The 19,697-nt window shown below is 40.8% G+C and carries 16 protein-coding genes; 14 read left to right on the forward strand and 2 right to left on the reverse strand.

Annotation, left to right across the window (positions count from 1 at the left end; translation table 11 throughout):
* Positions 1–356 precede the first annotated feature (356 nt).
* The 4 genes from MSMTP_RS07720 to MSMTP_RS07735 all read left to right on the forward strand — a co-directional run bounded on the left by MSMTP_RS07720 (position 357) and on the right by MSMTP_RS07735 (position 6,089).
* A complete protein-coding gene (locus MSMTP_RS07720) occupies positions 357–3,245 on the forward strand; it encodes a PocR ligand-binding domain-containing protein (protein ID WP_082090545.1) in 2,889 nt (962 codons plus the stop codon).
* A gap of 804 nt (positions 3,246–4,049) precedes the next feature.
* Positions 4,050–4,250, forward strand: coding sequence for a type II toxin-antitoxin system HicB family antitoxin (locus MSMTP_RS07725; protein ID WP_048178518.1), 201 nt, complete (start codon positions 4,050–4,052; stop codon positions 4,248–4,250).
* A 268-nt stretch (positions 4,251–4,518) separates the two neighbouring features.
* Positions 4,519–5,154 (forward strand): undecaprenyl diphosphate synthase family protein, encoded by a 636-nt coding sequence (locus MSMTP_RS07730; RefSeq protein ID WP_231582960.1) that lies wholly within the window; start codon positions 4,519–4,521, stop codon positions 5,152–5,154.
* Between the two features lie 617 nt (positions 5,155–5,771).
* Positions 5,772–6,089, forward strand: a complete 318-nt coding sequence (locus MSMTP_RS07735) for a hypothetical protein (RefSeq protein WP_156153736.1) — start codon at positions 5,772–5,774, stop codon at positions 6,087–6,089.
* Positions 6,090–6,251: 162 nt separating this feature from the next.
* Here MSMTP_RS07735 and MSMTP_RS07740 read toward each other — a convergent pair whose 3' ends face one another.
* Together MSMTP_RS07740 and MSMTP_RS07745 are read right to left on the reverse strand one after the other, a co-directional pair.
* Complete coding sequence (locus tag MSMTP_RS07740) at positions 6,252–7,184, reverse strand: Fic family protein (RefSeq protein ID WP_052718318.1); 933 nt, start codon at positions 7,182–7,184, stop codon at positions 6,252–6,254.
* A 277-nt stretch (positions 7,185–7,461) separates the two neighbouring features.
* Positions 7,462–7,818 carry a hypothetical protein gene (locus MSMTP_RS07745; RefSeq protein WP_231582961.1) on the reverse strand — a complete coding sequence of 119 codons (357 nt, stop codon included), beginning with the start codon at positions 7,816–7,818 and terminating at the stop codon, positions 7,462–7,464.
* Positions 7,819–8,204: 386 nt separating this feature from the next.
* Here MSMTP_RS07745 and MSMTP_RS20360 point away from each other — a divergent pair, with 386 nt between their 5' ends.
* The 10 genes from MSMTP_RS20360 to MSMTP_RS07800 all read left to right on the forward strand — a co-directional run bounded on the left by MSMTP_RS20360 (position 8,205) and on the right by MSMTP_RS07800 (position 19,296).
* Positions 8,205–8,354 carry a tetratricopeptide repeat protein gene (locus tag MSMTP_RS20360; protein WP_082090546.1) on the forward strand — a complete coding sequence of 50 codons (150 nt, stop codon included), beginning with the start codon at positions 8,205–8,207 and terminating at the stop codon, positions 8,352–8,354.
* A 182-nt stretch (positions 8,355–8,536) separates the two neighbouring features.
* The gene (locus tag MSMTP_RS07755; RefSeq protein ID WP_048178522.1) at positions 8,537–10,012 is read left to right on the forward strand and encodes a tetratricopeptide repeat protein; all 1,476 of its coding nucleotides are present in this window, start codon (positions 8,537–8,539) and stop codon (positions 10,010–10,012) included.
* A gap of 940 nt (positions 10,013–10,952) precedes the next feature.
* Positions 10,953–11,273: a hypothetical protein gene (locus MSMTP_RS07760; protein WP_231582962.1), complete on the forward strand. Its 321-nt coding sequence runs from the start codon at positions 10,953–10,955 to the stop codon at positions 11,271–11,273.
* Positions 11,270–11,629: a DUF6516 family protein gene (locus MSMTP_RS07765; protein ID WP_048178524.1), complete on the forward strand. Its 360-nt coding sequence runs from the start codon at positions 11,270–11,272 to the stop codon at positions 11,627–11,629. Before MSMTP_RS07760 ends, MSMTP_RS07765 begins: the two co-directional genes overlap by 4 nt.
* A 960-nt stretch (positions 11,630–12,589) precedes the next feature.
* Positions 12,590–12,769, forward strand: a complete 180-nt coding sequence (locus MSMTP_RS07775; RefSeq protein WP_048178526.1) for a CxxC-x17-CxxC domain-containing protein — start codon at positions 12,590–12,592, stop codon at positions 12,767–12,769.
* A 766-nt stretch (positions 12,770–13,535) separates the two neighbouring features.
* Complete coding sequence (locus MSMTP_RS07780) at positions 13,536–13,799, forward strand: type II toxin-antitoxin system HicB family antitoxin (protein WP_048178527.1); 264 nt, start codon at positions 13,536–13,538, stop codon at positions 13,797–13,799.
* The gene (locus MSMTP_RS07785; RefSeq protein ID WP_231582963.1) at positions 13,792–13,980 is read left to right on the forward strand and encodes a type II toxin-antitoxin system HicA family toxin; all 189 of its coding nucleotides are present in this window, start codon (positions 13,792–13,794) and stop codon (positions 13,978–13,980) included. Before MSMTP_RS07780 ends, MSMTP_RS07785 begins: the two co-directional genes overlap by 8 nt.
* Positions 13,981–13,982: 2 nt before the next feature.
* Positions 13,983–14,225, forward strand: coding sequence for a type II toxin-antitoxin system HicB family antitoxin (locus tag MSMTP_RS07790; RefSeq protein WP_048178529.1), 243 nt, complete (start codon positions 13,983–13,985; stop codon positions 14,223–14,225).
* 302 nt (positions 14,226–14,527) lie between these two features.
* Positions 14,528–17,179, forward strand: a complete 2,652-nt coding sequence (locus tag MSMTP_RS07795) for a UvrD-helicase domain-containing protein (RefSeq protein WP_156153737.1) — start codon at positions 14,528–14,530, stop codon at positions 17,177–17,179.
* A 578-nt stretch (positions 17,180–17,757) separates the two neighbouring features.
* Positions 17,758–19,296 carry an FG-GAP-like repeat-containing protein gene (locus tag MSMTP_RS07800; RefSeq protein ID WP_048178531.1) on the forward strand — a complete coding sequence of 513 codons (1,539 nt, stop codon included), beginning with the start codon at positions 17,758–17,760 and terminating at the stop codon, positions 19,294–19,296.
* Positions 19,297–19,697: the final 401 nt, after the last annotated feature.

Raw genomic sequence — 19,697 nt, forward strand, 5'->3', positions numbered from 1 at the left:
GATATTTCCAGGGTTAATATGGAGAATAAATACGATTTTTGGCTGGAGGCGGCTTTTTCGAATAGGACTTGCCTGGTTGAAAAGATGAAAGTTAAAAAGTTGCCTGGAAAGCAGGAAACTGCACAAATCATATATATCTTATATTTTATAAAAGTATGAATATAAATCATTATAAGTTCCGGGATAAGATAAACTCTCTGCTTTCACGAAAAAGAGATTCTGTAAAATGCAATGCTTAATGAACCAGGAATCTATAATATTTCTCGAGTCTCAGGAGCCATGGAATTGGTGGTGCTACCTGATGATTAAGCATGAACTTACAACATTGCCCTTGCTGCTTTGGAGTCGGGTGTGGGATGGGAAAAAAACTTACAAAATCCGGTATTGATGTTGTTGGGGATATTCCCTGGGAAACGCACTTCTGCCAGTTTTACCGGACAAAAAAAGATTTACTGGACGTGCTTATTCCATATTTTAAAGCGGGGCTGGAAAATAATGAATTTTGCATGTGGGTTACGCCCCCGGTCCTTGAAGTAGAAGAGGCAAAAGAAGCTCTGAAGAGGGCTGTTCTTGATATTGATGCTTATCTGGATAAAGGACAGGTCGAAATTATTCCCTGCGCTCACCGGTGTGTAAAAGAGGGTGATGTAAAAGAGAATGTTTTCGATTTGAAGGGAGACTTAAGCAGATTGGTTGGAAAACTCAATGAAGCCCTGGAAGGTGGCTACGAAGGATTGCGGTTAAGTTTTGACTCTTTTTGGCCGGACAAAAAAGATTGGAACGATTTTATAGCGAATGAGGGAGAACTGGACCTTGCAGCCGGAAACTACCGGATGCTATCCCTATGCACCTATTCCCTCAACAGTCTTGACGCAACAGGGATAATCCATGTAGTTGGGAACCATAGTTTTGCTCTGGTCAACAGGGATGGAACCTGGGAGCGGATGGAAAGTTCCAGGCACAAAATGGGGAAAGAGGCAGTTCCTCAAATAACTCCTCAACCAGTTACTCAAATAGCTCCTCAAACCACAAAAAGTTGGGAACACAATAATATCCAGCAGGTGCATGAAAAGGAATACCCCGAATTTGACATGGACAGTGCGTTTCACCAGAGTGGAAAGGGTCCCGGGCTGAAGCTGGAAAGCATTCCCTCCTCTGCTCAAGAGAAGGTAAACTTTGAGCTTGCTGATATTGTTGATTCCAGGGCGATCCAGTCCCTCATGGATGATTTCTATAAGCTTGCCCACGTTCCCATAGGCATAATCGATTTCAATGGTAATGTTCTGGTAGGCGTTGGATGGCAGGATATTTGCACCAGATTCCACAGGGTTCACCCCGAGGCCTGCATGTACTGCGTGGAAAGCGATACAAAACTATCCACGGGTGTTCCCCCCGGAGAGTTTAAGATGTACAGGTGCAAGAACAACATGTGGGACATAGCGACTCCAATCATTGTGGGCGGGCGGCACGTCGGCAATATCTTTTTAGGGCAGTTCTTTTTTGAGGGTGAGCTTACGGACTATGAGCTTTTCCGGGCTCAGGCCAGGAAATACGGTTTCAATGAGGAGGAATACATAGCCGCGCTTAAAAAAGTTCCACGGTTCAGCAGGGAGACTGTTAACACAATCATGTCTTTCTTCATGAAGCTTGCCAACATGCTCTCACAGCTGGGCTACAGCAATATCAGGTTGACCCGGTCGCTTGAGGAGCGCGAGGAGCTTGTGGACGCGCTCAGGAAGAGTGAAGAGCGGTTCCGGACGCTGGCTGAAAATTCTCCTGACTTAATTGCCCGATATGATAGACAAAGCCGCCATATGTATGTCAATCCTGCCGCTGAGGAAATTTCTGGCTATCCTCAGGAAGAAATCATCGGGAAGAACTATAGCGAACTGGGAGCAGGCTCGGAGATGGCGAAGTTCTGGGAAGAACATCATCGGAATGTTTTTGCCACAGGGAAACCGGAAACAGTAGAATTCCAGTATATATCACCTCAGGGGAAGGAATACTACTTTAATACACGAATAGTGCCGGAGCTTGTTGAGGGGGAAGTTTCCTCCGTTCTTGCTATTTCCCGGGATATTACGGATAAAAAAGAAGCTGAAGCCAGGTTGAAAGAAACCCTCGATAATCTGGAGGAACTGGTTGAAGAGCGGACCAGACAGCTGGAACAGGCTTATAAGTCGCTGAAAGAAAGTGAAAAAGGCCTGGCTGAAGCTCAAAGAATGGCTCATATCGGAAACTGGAGCTGGAATATCAAAACTGATGAATTGTTCTGGTCTGATGAAGTTTATCGTATCTTCGGACTAAATCCGCAGGAATTCAAAGTAACTTATGATTTGTTTTTAACTTATGTACACCCCGAAGATCTGGAACGCCTGCTTAATTCTATTAATGAAGGCCTGAACGGGAGACCCTATGATGTTAATTACCGGATAATCCTGGCTGATGGAGAAGAGCGTGTAGTCCACACAGAAGCAGAGATTATTTTTTATGAGGGAACTGTCCCTGTTCAAGCAAAGGGAATAGTTCAGGACATTACCGAGCGCAAAATGACTGAAGAATCCATGGAAAAAATGGAGAAATTCCGGATAAAAGAAATCCACCACAGGATCAAGAATAACCTGCAGGTAATTTCTTCCCTGCTCAGCCTCCAGGCAGAAACCTTCAGGGAAAGGGACGTGCTTGAAGCCTTCAAGGAGAGCCAGAACCGGGTATTTTCAATGGCTCTCATCCATGAGGTGCTCTACAAAGGAGAATCCACGGATACCCTTGATTTTGCAGCTTATCTTCGGAAGCTGACCGCAGACCTTTTCCGTTCATACAAATTGGGAAGTGACAAAATTAAACTGAACCTGGACCTTGAGCAGGTCTATCTTGGCATGGATACTGCAATACCTCTTGGCATTATTGTAAACGAACTGATTTCAAACGCTCTGAAGCATGCTTTCCCTTCCGGAAGCGGAGGTGAAATATATGTAAACCTCTGCAAAAATGAAAGTTTTGCCGCAAACCATGCCAGTCCTGGCCCGGATCCGTCCTGCACTGATAAAAACGGCTTCCATTACCTGCTCACAGTAGGGGATAACGGAAAAGGCATCCCTGAGGATATAGAGTTCCTGAATGCGGATTCCCTCGGACTCCAGCTAGTAAATATTCTTGTTGAACAGATAGATGGCTGTATAGAACTCAAAAGGGATCATGGAACAAAATTCTCGATCTGGTTTAGCAATGTACACGAATTATAAATGTCCCGGGCATAGTCTTACTTGTGGATTTCAATCCCTCTTCAGACGGCTAAACCCAGAAAACCAGCCGGATGAAATTCCCGCTACATAATACATTTTAAGATATAAAACCAGTAGCATATCATTCATTTAACTGTACGGTCCTGAAGTTTTGCCTGGATAGTATGAGTGTCGGTATCGGCAAAATTTTGAGTAATCCGATATATTTGACATATTTTATGGTCTGAAAGGTTTGTCATTTTGCTTCACTTTAGTTTGTTCATTTTGCCTCACTTTCCGAAGTAACATTTGAACAATCTGCTTGCAAATCCCCTGGCTCTCACCGGCCGAGCCTGCGAGACCGGGTTTTCCAAAAAAGTTAATGGATAAAGGCATTTTAGACAAAAAAGTTCAAATTTGATATTGACTCATTCGCGTTTTCTGTCCTGACATTCGAATATATTCATTTTAGGATAATCAAAAGCGAAAGTCGTGAGTATTTATATCTTTCATTATAATGACGATTTTAACTGCAAATATCATCATTATAATGACGATTTTAACTGCAAATATCATCATTATAATGACGATTTTAACTGCAAATATCATCATTATAATGACGATTATTGCTTGAAACATCGTCATCGTAATGAAGATTACTTAGATGAAAGTGGATTTTTGAGGAACCGGATTAGAGATGGAATGAAAATGCAATAGTTAAGTCCAGGTGTACTGGAAAAAACCTGCAGGCTGCTCTGCAAGCAAGAAGAATTTGAAACTCTTCTACCCTCAGGAATTTAAGTAAAAAGGCTTATTATCAGTATTATGAGGCTCAAAATTATCCTTGAGGAAGACGAAAAAACGGGGGGATTTATTGCCAGCTTTCCTGGCTTTCCTGGCTTTCCTGGCTTTCCTGAATGTTTTTCGCAAGGGGATACGGCAGAAGAAGCAATTGAAAATCTTAAGGAAAGGATTCAGGCCTGCCTGGAATCTCTTGCAGAGGATGAGTTGCAGAAACCCTTTTGAAGTTTAAATTTTTGTGGGCTTAGCTTTTCAGGATCAAAAAATCTCTTCTTACAGATAGAGCAGCTCCATTTGGATTCGGTCAAGGTACAAAACGTCAAAAAGTGTTTTTTATGCTATATATCTAAGAATTATGCTGGATAAATCACTATATAAGGTATTCAAAGTTGTGCATAAAATTCGTTAACCGAATCCAGATGAAGGTTATTTATAGCATTTTTAAGCAAAGAGATAGGGGGGTAATTTTCTGGAAATACCAAAATTTAAAAGATTGCCAAAACATATTGCCATAATACCGGATGGTAATAGAAGATGGGCTCTGGCTAGAGGCCTGGAAAAACATGAAGGATATAAATATGGAATAATTTCCGGCCTGGAAGTATATGACATATGCGTGAAAGCTGGAATAGATGAAGTTACTTTTTTTGGATTTACTCAGGATAACACAAAAAGACCTCAGGTTCAAAGAAAAGCGTTTGTAGATGCCTGTATAAAATCAGTTAAAGAGATTGCTATACGTGATGCCGAACTGCTTGTAGTAGGGAATACTAATTCTGATATATTTCCGAAAGAGTTACTTGCATACACAAAGAAAACTAAAGTTGGAACAGGTAAAATAAAGATAAATTTTTTGATAAATTATGGTTGGCAATGGGATTTAGCGTATGCATTTGATAACTCTTCAGATAATAAAAAATTGCTAGAAAACATTGCATCGGCAGACATCCCAAGAATAGATTTACTTATTCGCTGGGGAGGAAGACGCAGGCTCAGTGGAATGCTCCCAATCCAGACGGTATACTCAGACATATATGTAGTTGATGAAATGTGGCCGGATTTTAAGCCGGAACACCTGTATAATGCAATAGAATTTTATCAGGATCAGGATATTACATTAGGCGGGTAAAAAAAGTCGTTTTGTGTTGTTTGGTTGCTGTTATTTCAAAAACACTGAATGGAGGAAATAGGGGACAATCCTTCCGTGCTTTCCGTGTCTTCCGTGGTTTATAACTTAAGTGTAAATGTTTACGTTCGGACTATATTTCCAAGCAGTATTAAAAAAGGCCGGTCGTCTTCGCCGACCGGTGAGTTCCCGGGCTATCTAAAATTAGCACGTAAACAGAAGGTTTTTTGGATAATCGATAAGACTTTTTGCGTGGGGTTTTTCGAATTGCAGTGGTACGTTTTCCTCTCGATCCCAATTCAGTAAAAATATATTTTTTCGGTCGGCGGGCTGCTTCAATCTGATCAACCTGGGACCGCTTGTTCAGATTAGGTGGTGATTAGGCGATCGAAGTTTGGTTTTCAGACATTAACCTTATCTAACTTCATTCAGGGTCGGTCAGAAATAATATGTAGAATGTGAAATATATTGAGAAGTACAATAAATGAAAGAATTGCAGTCTTAATGTTGACGACGGTTTCAATGCTCTTGTTTGCGGCTACTGCAGGCTCTCAATCAGGGGAAGCTGCATGATTTGTTTTTTTGTAATGTATTAATTGATGTTAAAGTGGGTGAAATTTATGAGTGAAAAATTTCATATTCTTCAATTATTTCCGTCCTTAAAAAAGAAGACAATAATCAGGATTTATCTTTCTATAGGCTGGTTATCAATTGCATTAATTGCGATGACAGCAATTGAAGTGGTTTCATATGCCAATATCAAATATTTCTTCTGGGTATTGCCAGGCTTGCTGCCTTTGCTATATCTGCTCTATGTAAATGGGACGCCAGCACAACTATCGAAAGAAGAAGAGAGAAAAGAAATCCTTCCACTTGTCTTCACTTTTGCCTGTCTGATAATTACTTTTTTTGCAGTGATTTTATTGGGCAATGTCTGAGGTGGCTGTTTATCCTGTCAGTATAGATAATCATAACACAACTCTCAAATGAAGAACTGTAAAATCAAGGGGAGATTAGCAGTTCCCATCCCGCTCTTTTCTCTTCAGGCTGTTCAGCTGTTGAAGTTAGCTTCAAATTACTCAGGAAGGAAAAGCCCTAAATCAAACACCCTTCTTTCCATGGTCGGATTGATATTTTTCGACAGCACGTTTTGAACTATGCCAGGTTTTTCCTATTTTCACCGCGTCCAGGAGCCCCTGCCTTGCACGCAGGCTGAGATATTCCTGGGAATATGGAGTTTCCGGGGCAAGTTCTTTGAGGGGAAGCAGTTCGTCGGATCCGCCGGAGATGGAAAGGTAGAGGGTCAGGCTTTCATCAACGGCTTTTGCAATGAAATTGGCAAAAGGACTGAGGTTTCCAGAATCTGCGGCTCTGAGGGCTTTGTAGTATTTTCCTCTTTCCTCCTTTTTGAGCACTATGGGCGGATAGTTCCTTGCTATCAAATACAGGTTTGTAAGGAGCCGGGCAACCCTGCCGTTCCCGTCGGTAAAAGGATGGATTTCAACAAAGCTGTGGTGCAGGAAGGAAGCTGTTTCAATGGGATGTCTTTTGCTTTTTTTTATGATCTCAGTCAGCTCGTCCATCAGTTTTACTATCTTCGACCTATCAGGCGGGCTCTTTATCGCGCCACTTATCCTTACGTTTGTTGTGCGGTATCTGCCGGCATTATCGAGTATGCCTCCGGTCACAATTTCATGGATTTCCTGAATTGTAACGTTGTTTATTGCTTTCTTATTCTTTGCAAGCTCTTCTATCCGGTCGAAAGCTTTTGCGTTATTGACCGCTTCAAGGTGCTCAAGCACCGATTTCCCACCAATTGTCAGCCCCTCTTCCAGGACGAGTTTTGTTTCCGAGAGTGTGAGTGTATTTCCTTCTATCGCATTGGAGTGATATGTATGCACCAGCCTCATCTCTTCATGCAACCTTCCCAGAGCATCCGCTGGAAGGGGGCGCATGGAGTTGAGCCGCTTCATTTTTTCATCAATACGTGCAAGAAGTTCTTCTCGAATCAGGGATATATCGGTATCGGACATAATTTGTCATATCCGATATTGGTCCCACGCTATATATCGGTATCGGCATTTTTTGAATCAATCCGATATTGAAGTTTTTTCCCGATTTAATGAAAGTATACTTTTTTGGCATTGGCACTGGCAGTGATTATGAAATTTAACTGTAAGGTACGGAAGTTTTACCTGAATCGCATGAGTATCGTTATCGGTTAAATATTGAGTAATCCGATATAACTCGTGATTCTTGCAGCTTTAGAAGGAGCACTTTGCAGGACCTTTTTCAGATTACTCGATTTTATTACTTTGCTCTCCTTGCTAAAAAAGTAGAACTGTCTCCGAGATGAATTCTAAATTCGCCTTCCAGTACATCTTTTTCTTTTATCCTGACCCAACCACTACCTAAAGCGTGGTCGCACTCATCATTTCCTTCCCAGGTGAATTCAAACCTTTTGCCCTCAGCATAATCAACAATCCTGCCGTCGATATAACCATAAACCAGACCAAATTGAAAATGTCCCAGGTTGTCTGGCTCTATCATAATATAAGCCTGAACTTCCATATTGAAATACTCTTCATCCCACATTTCCATCTCATAAATGTGCCATGTCCCCGTGAAGTCCATACTTTTTACTTTCCTTGCTTGTATAAGAAACATCGCTACACATCTCATGAAATTGAATCTTTTGGAGAGCGTCACCCGGATATTTTTCAGTGGAGCCTTTAAAAGCGGACTGCTTATTCGAAACGAAAATCCCCCTCGTGGCCAATCCTGTAAAAATATATTTTTTCGGTTGGTGGGCTGCTTCAATCTGATCCAGAATTCGTACCAGGTTATTTTTCAAACTGATGCAGTCTTCACCATCTTTATCGCGCAGAACAATAAACTTATATTCAACACCTCCGCAATCTTTCCAAGCTCTGAGTTTTTTTGGAGAAGCCCTGGAGTCTTTTGATAAAGAAATGCAACTGGGATTTGAAAATGAAAACTCCTAGACTGAAAAAGGAAACTCATTTGAGGACCTTAAGGAATATGAAGAGGCCATAGGGGCTTACGATACGGTCCTTGAATTCAACTGCAGGTGCAGGGAGGCCTGGAGCCGGAAAGCAAAAGTGCTGGGTGAACTTGGAAGGTTCGAGGAGGCTGAGAAATGCATTGAGAGGTGTTCCGATCTCGAGGGCCTGGATATTTGAAAAAACTCGTTTTACTGGAAAAGCACCAGCTATTTTTATATACCCGTGCTAATATTACATAGGCCAGGCTCTCGATATCCGGCCGAAATACCCTAAGGCAAAGTACGTCATACAGTGGATTCAATTTTTAGAATTTTCAGGATTTTTAAAACATTTGACCTGGCTTCTGGAGTGTGCCAAAAATGGCTAAAAGAAAATCAATAAAAAAGAAAGTAAACAGGGAAGAACTGGCTAAAGAGAAATTCTTTAAATTAAATAAGAAATCCGATGAAAATGACGCCAGTGTCTGGTTCAAAAGGGGTATGGACGTCAGCGACCCGGAGAAAAAACTTGCATGTTTCAAACGGGCCTACAAACTTAATCCAAAATTTGAAGACCTCCTGTTTCAAATGGCCGAAGTTTTATTCCAGGCAGGGAAGAAAGATGAAGCTTTCGAATTATTTGACATGATCTTTGCCATTAACCCGGACTCTGAGAATGCTTTTTTGAATAAAGGAGCCTTTCTATTCGAAGATGGAAGGGATGAAGAAGCTCTTGAACTCTACGCCCGGGCCGTTATCCTTTACCCGGAAAATGATTGGATGTGGGTTAATAGAGGAAATTCTTTTTCGAGGCTGGAAAACTATGAAAAAGCTCTTGAATGTTATACCAGAGCTCTCGAAATTGACCCTAAAGCTGCAGAAACCTGGTTTTCCAGAGCCGGAGTATTGAACACTCTGGACAGGAATGAGGAGGCCATAGAAGCCTATGATAGAGGCCTGGCCCTCAACAAAAAAATCTTTGAGGCCTGGCATGGGAAAGGAGCAGCTTTACAGAAACTTAAAAGGTACGAGGAAGCCCTCGAAGCCTATGAAAAGGCCCTTAAATTGAATCCCAAACTTGCAAATCTCTGGATTTCAAAAGCAGATATGCTGCAGATGCTTGAAAGAGATCCTGAATCCCTTAAAGCTTATTACAAAGCCCTTGAAATAGAGCCTGATAATTTTTATTCCCTGCTAGCCAGCGCCCGAATACTAATGAGATATTCAAAGTTTCAGGACGCACTGAACTATGCCGACGCTGCCCTGAAGTGCTCTCCGAAGTCCCTTGAGGCTCTCAAGATAAAAGGAGACGCCAACTATTTCCTTGGCAGGCACAGGCGAGCTCTTCAGGCCTTCAACAAAATTCTGGCCATCAGCCCGAAAGACCCGGAAATCTGGATTTCGAAAGGGTGTGCGGCCAATTATTCCGGAAGCTTTGAAGAGGCAATAGAATCCTTCGACATGGCTTTTGCCCTTGGTTCCGAAACTTCCAGTGCCCGGGCTCAGCGTGGATATTCCTTTCAGGAACTTAGAAAATATGGGGAAGCAATTGAGAACTATGATCGGGCACTTACTTTGGACCCTGAAAATCTGAAAATCTGGAACTCAAAGGGTGTTGTTTACTCATATCTCAAGGAATACGAAAAATCATTCGAATGTTTTGATAAGCTTCTGGCCATACGTCCTGATGATTTTTCTGCCCTGAACAACAAGGGAACGGTTTTGTATGATCTGGAAATGTATGAGGAAGCTCTCGAATGCTTTAACAGGGCTTTCGAAATAAACCCCAATTTCCGAGAAGCAAAAAAGAATAGGCAGATTACAACCGGAATCCTGAAGGAAAAAAAGACTTCCTGATCGGAGGTCAACTACCCCATCACTGAACAGGCTGTGTAGCTACTGGCTCCACCCGGATCAAGGTAGAGAAATATCCATAAGGCCATTGAAATGCATGTCCAGGGCCTGCTGGAAGACAATTTGCCAATTCCGGAATCGGAATCCTTTGCCGAGTATGTGGCTATTGCTGAGAAATCCTCCACCAGTTCAGAAGTTGTGTAAATCCCATTTTTTTAAATATATATTTTTACGGTTGGCGGGCTGCTTCAATCTGCCCCTCCCCACCCTCTGCCTGTCCGAATTCGAGCGATCGAAGTCCCCCGGCAACGTACATTTAAGAAGCAGCAGTCTCCCCCCGCACATTTTTCTCACCCGAGTTTCGCTTCCCGAGTTTCGCTTCGGGAGAACGAGGTCCGTTTCGCTTTGCTCAAGCGGACTGATTATTTATCTCAACTTGGCAACCTGATCTCTTATACTGACTCCTTCGGGGCTGCTTTTAGATAATCAATATCTTTTTTGGCGTGGGGTGGTTTTTCTCAATCATTGAGGGCTTTTTCGACCCCAAATCAATTAAAATATATTTTTTCTGTTGGCGGTCACTTCAATCTCCCTCGCATCCGCTTGTCCGAATTTGGGCGAACGAAACCCCGGCAACGTACAGTTAAGAAGCAGCAATTCCCCTCCCGCCTATTTTCTCCCTCCTGTCCTCGATCGTTTTCCTTCGGGGCTGCTTTTAGAAAATCAATACGACCTTTTACGTGGGATGTTTTTCGAATAGCAGTGGTATGTTTTTCCTCTCGATCCTAATTCAGTTAAAATATATTTCTTTGCTTACCGGTGGCTCTGGAAATTTAGTCCTTAATCTCCTTCACAAATACCTCTCCAATAGAATTGAGTGGAAATGGGAGGCACAGGGAGTATACAAATACATTTAAGGTTGGAAAACCAAATTGGTAATTAGGTGGTACTTTTGGGCGATGCTATTGAATATGTAAAAATCCCCAGAAAAATCTTTGAACCCATTAGCGATATGGTAAAAGTAGGCCTGTATAAAGATGAACAGGAGGCTTTGAAACGGCTTGTGCATGACCAGGCCGAACAAAAGATGGATTACTATGGCAAAATGATAGCAGAAATGGAAAAGAAATACGGCATGGACTTTTCTGCTTTTGAAAAAAGAATCCATTCGAGAACAGGTGAAGAAGACTTTGAAGAATGGGATGATTTCATAATCTGGGAAAGCTACGTCAAAGCAGCAAGGTACTGGGAACAGTTCCTATGACAATAAGCAAAGCTTTTTCTGCTCTTTCTTCCAGCGAGATTGTACTAGAATTAAACGTAATCAAAGCAATAGTTGAACCTCCGGTCCAGGCCCTGAAAGCAAGAGCGACTCTCAAAGGTGGTTACGTATTGCAGATTAATGAGAGTATAAGCCCAGACTTCAGACGATATTCCTATCACCTTCAAAAAGGGGATGAAATGGTAAGACGATGGGACAATTCCCCTCACTGGAATGATCTGAAAACATTTCCATACCATGTCCATCTAGGAAACGAAGCAGAACCCAAAGAATCTCCCGAAGTTTTTATAGAAGACGTTCTATGGGAAGTGAAAAAACTGCTGAGTTCAAATCTCTGACTACCAATTATTTTTCATAGTACTCGCTAATGATCGGCTTCCAGAAAGGATCTTACCGCTTACATTCTTCTTTTCATCGCTTTGTGAGAAAGTCTTATGCAATTTTAAAGCAAATTGAAATATATTTTTTCTGTCAGCGGGATGCTTCAATCTGCCCCTCCCCCGCATATCCACCTGTCTGAATTCGAGCGATCGAAAACCCCGCAACGTACATTTAAGCAGCAGCAGTTCCACCCAAGTTTCGCTTCGGGATCACAGTAAATCGAAGATTTACTGGGAGTTACACTGCAAGTGCAACAGCACGAGGTCCGTTTCGCTTCGCTCAAGCGGACTGATAATTTATCTCAACTTGACAACCTGATCTCTTATACTGACTCCCTCGAGGCTGCTTTTATATAATCAATATCTTTTTTGACGTGGGGTGGTTTTCCTCAATCATTGAGGGCTTTTCCGACCCCAAATCAATTAAAATATATTTTTGCTGTTGGCGGTCACTTCAATCTTATACCCCGCATCCGCCTGTCCGAATTCGAGCGATCGAACCCTCCAGCAACGTACAGCTAAGAGCAGCAGTTGCCATCCCGCCCATTTTTATCCTCCCTCTCCTTTTCCGACTCCCTGTGGGCTGTTTTTGGATAAGCAATATATTTTTGGCGAGGGGTGGCTGCTTTCAAATTATAGTGGTAGGTTTTTCAAGCAATTCTGGTTTCAGGACATGTCAGAAAATGGGTTGTTATTTCTTATTCAAGTCATGCCTGGAAAGAGTTCTCTCATTTGAGAGAGTTTACTTATGCAATTATAGATATATTTATATATTTTAAGTGCGATGTATGTGTGTTGAAAATCAAGAGACGTATAATAATCTGTTGTTAAAAACCAATTTTTGTTTTTAATCAAAGAGTTCTATACAATCTTATTTTTAAACTATTTACTAACAACTAAAACCAAGGTGAAACAAAAATGTTTAATGACAGATCCAGAGGAAATAATAATTTCGGCGCTCCCAGAGAAATGCACAAGGCAACCTGTTCAGACTGCAAAGCTGAAACAGAGGTACCTTTCAAGCCTGACCCGGAAAGACCGGTTTACTGCAGAGAGTGTCTTCCCAACCACAGGACACCCAGAGAAAACAGGTATTAAGTATCATTTGTGTAACTGAGTTTACACCAATACTTATTTCTTTTCCACTTTTTTTAAATAAATCCCGGATCCGGAACATAATTTTTTCTTAACCCGTGAGCTTTTGCAGCGTTCGGAAGTAGCACTTTGCATGGCAGATCATATTTAAGCTGCGTCGAGATATCTTCATCCTGGCTATTTTAGAGCATCAATCAGATTTTTGGCATGGGGTGTTTTCCTGAATTTTGGAGAGTTTTCCCGACCCCAAATCAATTAAAATATATTTTTGCTGTCGGCGGTCACTTCAATCCGATTCCCCGAATCCACCTGTCCGAATTTGAGCGATCGAAACCCCCGGCAATGTTTATTTAAAAGCAGCAGTTCCACCCGAGTTTCGCTTCGGGATCACAGAAAATCAGAGATTTTCGGGGAGTTGCACTGCAAGTGCAACAGCACGAGGTCCGTTTCGCTTCGCTCAAGCGGACTGATACTTTTTCTTAACCTGGTAACCTGATACTCTCTCTCGACTCCCTCGAGGCTGCTTTTAGATAATCAATATCTTTTTTGATGTGGGGTGGTTTTTGATTGCAGTGTTAAGTTTTTCCTTTCGACCCCTATTAAGTTAAAATATATTTTTTCGGTCGGAGGGCTGCTTCAATCATCCCTGAATCCTTTTTAAGAAACCTGAAAAATCGACAACTAAAAACTTTATTTCACTTCTCCACAGAATCTATATAAGATTTAAACAGCATAAAACTAGATATACCATTTTCGGACAGGTGTAATCATGCTTATCCAGTATATCCAGGCAGCCCTTGAAAAAGCTGGATACGAAATAATTGATGATGAGGAACCCTATTACGGGGAGGTTCCCGAACTTGAAGGTGTATGGGCTACCGGCGAGACCCTTGAAGAATGCCGCAGAAACCTGGAAGAAGTCATCGATGAATGGATTATTTTCAGGTTGAGGAATGGACTGCCTCTACCCCGGATCGGAGAACATATTATCAAAGAACCGGGAAACATAGTGGTGGAAAATAAAAGTGCGTGAGGTTATAAAACTCCTCGAAGCCGACGGCTGGTATCTGGTCGCTACGAGAGGTAGTCACCGACAATATAAGCACCCGACCAAACCAGGAAGGGTAACAATCGCGGGTCATAGCCGAGAAGATCTTGCACCAGGCACATTAAACAGCATATTAAAGCAAGCTCAGTTGAAAATGGAGGATTGACAATGTACCGTTTCCTTGTTGTGATCGAAAAAGCAAACAACAATTATTCAGCGTATTCCCCTGACCTTCCGGGCTGTGTAGCAACCGGCTCCACCCGGGCTGAGGTAGAACAAAATATCCATGAGGCTATTGAAATGCATGTCCAGGGACTGCTGGAAGACAATTTGCCAATTCCGGAATCGGAATCCTTTGCTGAGTATGTGGCTGTTGCTGAAAAACCTTCCACCAGTTCAGAAGCTGTGTGAATCCCAATTCTGTATTAATATATTTTTTCGGTTGGCGGGTTGCTTCAATCCGCCCCTCCCCGCCTCCGCCTGTCCGAATTCGAGCGATCGAAAAAAAGAAATCTTGATCAATTCGATACATAAGGCCTGAAAAAATGCCTTTTCAAAATTTTTTCAACCTTGTTTAAATGCATAATTCATTGTTTCCTTATACCCTGCCTTACATATTTGAGTACCGATTGAAATATTATATTTTCCAGTTCACCTATCTTTTTTATACATTGTTTGTATAGTAACTGTATCAAGCTCTTAATATACTTACTTTGAAGTTTTCAGAAGGTGTTGGGATAACTTTAGATGAGGCGAATAATGGTGATTCAAGGCTTAAACTAAAGCATATGTTGCTTTTATTTTTCCTAGCTGCAATCTTTTTTCCTGAGTTTGTCGTTCCACTCTTAATTTTATTTTTACTTTCGCTGGTTTTTCTTAAAAAAGATCATCTCGCAGATTATTCGAGCTATGTATATAAAATTTTGAGATCCGAGAAGGAAAGCATAAGTGAAGAAGCAAAAGAAAATATTGAAAAAACTATTTTAGACTTGTGCAAAAGTTACGAATCATACAAAATAAGAAAGGAGACTTACTTAACTTATCATGAGAAGGAAAAATTAATCAACGCCTGCAAGAGTTGTTTAGGTAACTGTTCTATTTATACGCATAAAAGTAGACTTTTAGATGAGCCTTCTAAAGACTTTATCGGTAGATCAGTGGAGCAACTAACCTGTTTATTGAATGAACTTAAGGCACATGACAATGAGGATTTCATACAGGAAAGAATCCAAAAATACGACACTTTGTTTCAGAAGTCTCCTTTTCCTCTGGACGACTCACAAAAAAGATCCATAGTAATTGACGATACACATAATTTAGTTGTAGCAGGTGCTGGTTCTGGAAAAACCGAAGTCCTGATTACCAGAGCTGCTTACCTCACGGAAAGGGCCCCTGATGGGGTTGACTCTAAAAAAATACTTATTCTTGCGTTTCAGAATAAAGCGGCTGGAGAAGTTAGAAAGAGACTTGGTGAAAGGTTCGGGATTGATGCTATAGAAGTCAGGACTTTTCATTCATTGGGAAAGAAAATTCTTGAAGACGCCTGTAAAAACTCAGGTAAAGAGACCCCCGAATTAAAATTTTCTGGCTACAATTTTGAAAGAGAATTTTCCAGCCATGTAAATTCCCTATTCAGTCTTAAAAAAACGGACGGGAATTTCCAGAAGAAAATTATGAATTACATGAAACGTTACCATGATAATGAGATAGTCAAGAGTAAAGATGATTTCGAAGAAAAAGAAGAATTTTACAAATACATGAAGGGTCTAACGTATACGGCTCTTGACGGCACTAAGGTCAAAAGTGAGGCTGAAAGGGCTATACTGAACTTTTTCCTGAGTCACAACTTAAACGGAGAAAGGATAAGGGTATTTTACGAAAATCCTGCGGAATGGATGGCTTATACCGATTCCAACGGCGATAAAAAAGTCCCAAGACCTGATTTTTTCTTTCCGGATTATGACATATACCTTGAACATTGGGCAATAGACAGAGATGGCAATGTGCCGGATTGGTTTGAGGGTGAAAATGCATCTGAAGAATACAGAAAAGGCATGGCGAAAAAAATTGAGAAATTTTCACAGCAGGAAAAGTATTCTCTTGTTGAAACCAGGCATTACGAATTCAAAGAAACTGATTTTGAGAAATCTTTGACCGAAAAGATGACAATTGCTTTAAAGGCAAAGTACCCGGATAAAGATTTTGAGTTCACCCCTGCTCCGTATGAGCAAATTGTTAATAGATTGAGTGCTGAATGCAGGGAATCTGTCAAAGGTCTTTCTTTCAATATTGGTCGATTTATAACAATTGCTAAAACGTATAACGTGTCCCCGAAAAAGATTGAGCAAAGGCTCTTAAATGGGAGATGGTCTGCAAAACAAAAAAGGTTTGCAAGCATCGCTTTAGATATTTATGAAACTTATGATAATGAATTAAGAAATGAAAACAAAATTGATTTTTCTGATATGATCAATCTTGCTGTGAAAGAACTAAAAGAAGACAGGGAATTATACAAAAACTCTTTTGACCAGATTTTAATTGATGAATATCAGGACATAAGTGCTCAAAGATATGAACTTATACGTGAACTTATGAATAAAAATGAAGGGTGTAAGCTATTTTGCGTGGGAGACGATTGGCAGAGCATAATGGGTTTTTCAGGGTCCAACCTTGATTTTTTCGTCAACTTCCATGAATACTTCGATCATCCTGCAAGGACTGACCTTTCTATAAATTATAGGAGCTGTAAGTCTATCGTGAACACTGGGGCTGAAATTATAGTACACAATAAGGGTTCACAGATCGAAAAAGAAACCTTTGCTAAAAATAATGATGAAACTCCCATCAGGGTCTACACCTCAGGTTATGGTCGCAGGTCCTCATACAGGTACTATTCCCAAATTACCACGCATTGTGTCGATTTAATAAAGTGTTATCTTGATGAAGGTTATGAGCCAAAAGACATTTTACTTCTATCCAGAATTGGAAAAAATATAATGATGCAGAATAAGTTAAGGGAACATGCCGAAAAGTTGAATGTTCCTATTTCTTTTGATGGAAGCAAAAACCCGAATAAAGTACCCTTCATGACGGTTCACAGAAGCAAAGGTTTGCAAGCAAAGGTTGTTTTTCTGCTGAATGTGGTGGAAGACCTGTACGGCTTCCCCTGTGAATTAGAAAACCCTGACATTTTTGGACCCGCAACTCTTTCAAGTAAAAAAGGTAGATACGAGGAGGAAAGAAGACTTTTTTACGTTGGTGTGACGAGGGCTATGAGTGACTTGATTATTTATACCCGAAAAGATTCGGTTAGTAAATTCATAAACGAGATTGAAAATAAAGTAACTGTTTGTGAGCTGAAATAACGCAAATCAAATGTTTGGCAATTCATAATAGGTTGATATTAATTCCCGGCTCCTCGGATTTTTTTGTGAGTGAAACTTCCAAATTCTGTAAAAATATATTTTTTCAGTCGTCGGGCCGCTTCAATCTGCCCCTCCCCCGCCTCCGCCTGCCTGAATCCGAGCGCTTGAAAAACCGGCAATGTTTATTTAAAAGCAGCAAGTTTCTATCTCGCTCATTTTTCTATGCCTATAATGTTTTTTCAGGAGTTGTAATCTCATAATCTGTTATTTCTCACTTCACTCTTTACTAAGAATACAGTTCCCTTCAGTAACGGATAGCCCAATCATAAATTTTTGTCAACTTCCAAATATATTGTGCATTATTTATTTTATATATTATTTATGATCTAATTTATATATTATGTTATATCCATAATAATGGGGAAGATTTGCTTTAAAAAAATAAGTCTTTAAATTGAAACACTGGGGGGAAGAAAATTAGAAATGTTGGTATTTGTAAGAATTGTGCTCTCGGAATAATTATCGGAATAACATTTCTGGTATTATTGTCGGGATCAGCATTGGGATGCGGGGTAATTGTGGATGCTGAATCCATTGATAAAATATCCCTGACGCCACCATCTGATAGATGGTTCGGCTGGTCGGTAAGTTCCGGAGATTATAACGGAGATGGATTGGCGGATGTCGTAGTGGGTAATCCATTTCGTGACGGTGAAGTTTACGTTTATTATGGAAAGAACAGTTTTCCAACAACAGCCAATAAGATATTAAGCTCTCCAAATGCCGAGGATGGCTTTGGATTTTATGTTTCTTCGGGTGATACGAACAAAGATGGATTTGATGATCTTGCCGTCGCAATGGATTGGGGCGTTAACAAAGTTTATGTTTACGAGGGAACTGCAGCAGGATTAAAAGACACTCCTGATAAAATACTCACACCGCCTGCCGGGTATCCAGAATATGGATTTGGTCACGAAACTTCTCTGGAAGGCGATATAAACGGAGATGGATTTTCGGACCTGTTGATCGGCGCACGCGATGATGACAGGTTGTTATCAAATTTGTCAGATAGTTCTTCATACCTATACGTTTATTATGGGTCTGAATCAGGAATAGATAATCAGTTTTCTTCATTTATCTCGTATCCTGGTACTGGGGGGATTAGTATTTCATCAGATGGAGATTTAAATGCTGATGGCTTTGACGACATAGCAGTATCAGTAGCTAAAGTTCCTCCTGCAGGTTATTTTGATGTTTATGTCTACAGAGGTTCATCTAATAAAAACCTCGCCTCTCCTCAAAAAATTAGTATACCCACTCCTGTCATAAATGTCTTTAATAGGGGTACAGTTTCATCAGCTGGTGATGTAAATGGAGACGGCTTTGAAGACCTTTTAATCGGTCATGAATATGCGGATGGCGCTTTTGAAAGGGAGGGAAAAGTCTATTTATTCTTTGGTTCCTGTTCAAGCCTTTCTTCTTCTCCAGATGTGGTTATTGATAATCCCAATCCAGAGTATAATGTAAGGTTTGGATCAGCACTTTGCGGCATAAATGATTTCAATTTTGATGGGTTTGATGATATAGTGATCGGATGCCCCTATAGTTATGATGGGGACGCCTACATTTATTGTGGATCACCTTCAGGTATCACAAATTCTCCTTCCTTACATTTGACTGAAGAAGGGTATTTTGGATGGTCAGTGTCGCCAGTTGGTGATATCAAAGGAAATGGGCAAAACTTCTTCATCGTGGGTGAAGAGATGGGCGGTGCACATTTATATGCGTTGAACTTATCAAAAGATACAGATGATGCAACTTTGCCATGTATCTCAATCTGCTCGCCAACACCTAAACAACACCTTGATACATGTACCGTACCCGTAAGTGGAATAGCCTCTGATAATATTGGGCTTGGCAGAGTTGAAATCAAGGTAAATGACTGTGAATGGCAACTTGTAAGTGGAACATCTCCATGGACTGCTTTAGTAGAACTTTCAAAAAGGGGGAAAAATACTATTTATGTAAGAGCAATCGATACTGCTGGAAATACTAAAGAGACTTCTGTGGATGTTATTGTGAATATAAATTCTTGCAATAAGGACAAAAATAAGTAAAAAGCTGTCAGTTCAGGACGACCACTCTGACTTGCAGTAAAAAATAATCACATGAGATGATAATTTATAAATTGAGGGAATGTTCTTTTTAGGGAGCATTTATTTAAATTTTTTTCACTATTCTCCTGGCTTCACATTATTACGACTTTCCGAAACTAAACCGCTAAATATTGAATGATCTTTGATTCTTTTCAATTCTGTAAAAATATATTTTTTCTGTAGGCGGGCCGCTTCAATCTGACCCTCCCCCCGCCTCCGCCTGTCCGAATTCGAGCGATCGAAACCCCTCCGGCAATTTTCATTTAAAAGCAGCAAGTTTCCATCTCGCTCATTTTTCCTGTTCTTTCAATCCCGTAGACCGATCCCACCCATAGGAATTTAAGCAAAAAGCCTTATAATCG

The sequence above is a fragment of the Methanosarcina sp. MTP4 genome, from assembly GCF_000970045.1.
Lineage (GTDB): Archaea > Halobacteriota > Methanosarcinia > Methanosarcinales > Methanosarcinaceae > MTP4.

Bases quoted from the DNA above. Each gene is read 5' to 3' on its own strand.
- MSMTP_RS07720 (WP_082090545.1), top strand. From the start codon at position 357: ATGGGAAAAAAACTTACAAAATCCGGTATTGATGTTGTTGGGGATATT.
- MSMTP_RS07725 (WP_048178518.1), top strand. From the start codon at position 4,050: ATGAGGCTCAAAATTATCCTTGAGGAAGACGAAAAAACGGGGGGATTT.
- MSMTP_RS07735 (WP_156153736.1), top strand. From the start codon at position 5,772: ATGAGTGAAAAATTTCATATTCTTCAATTATTTCCGTCCTTAAAAAAG.
- MSMTP_RS07740 (WP_052718318.1), bottom strand. From the start codon at position 7,184: ATGTCCGATACCGATATATCCCTGATTCGAGAAGAACTTCTTGCACGT.
- MSMTP_RS07745 (WP_231582961.1), bottom strand. From the start codon at position 7,818: ATGTTTCTTATACAAGCAAGGAAAGTAAAAAGTATGGACTTCACGGGG.
- MSMTP_RS07755 (WP_048178522.1), top strand. From the start codon at position 8,537: ATGGCTAAAAGAAAATCAATAAAAAAGAAAGTAAACAGGGAAGAACTG.
- MSMTP_RS07765 (WP_048178524.1), top strand. From the start codon at position 11,270: ATGACAATAAGCAAAGCTTTTTCTGCTCTTTCTTCCAGCGAGATTGTA.
- MSMTP_RS07775 (WP_048178526.1), top strand. From the start codon at position 12,590: ATGTTTAATGACAGATCCAGAGGAAATAATAATTTCGGCGCTCCCAGA.
- MSMTP_RS07780 (WP_048178527.1), top strand. From the start codon at position 13,536: ATGCTTATCCAGTATATCCAGGCAGCCCTTGAAAAAGCTGGATACGAA.
- MSMTP_RS07790 (WP_048178529.1), top strand. From the start codon at position 13,983: ATGTACCGTTTCCTTGTTGTGATCGAAAAAGCAAACAACAATTATTCA.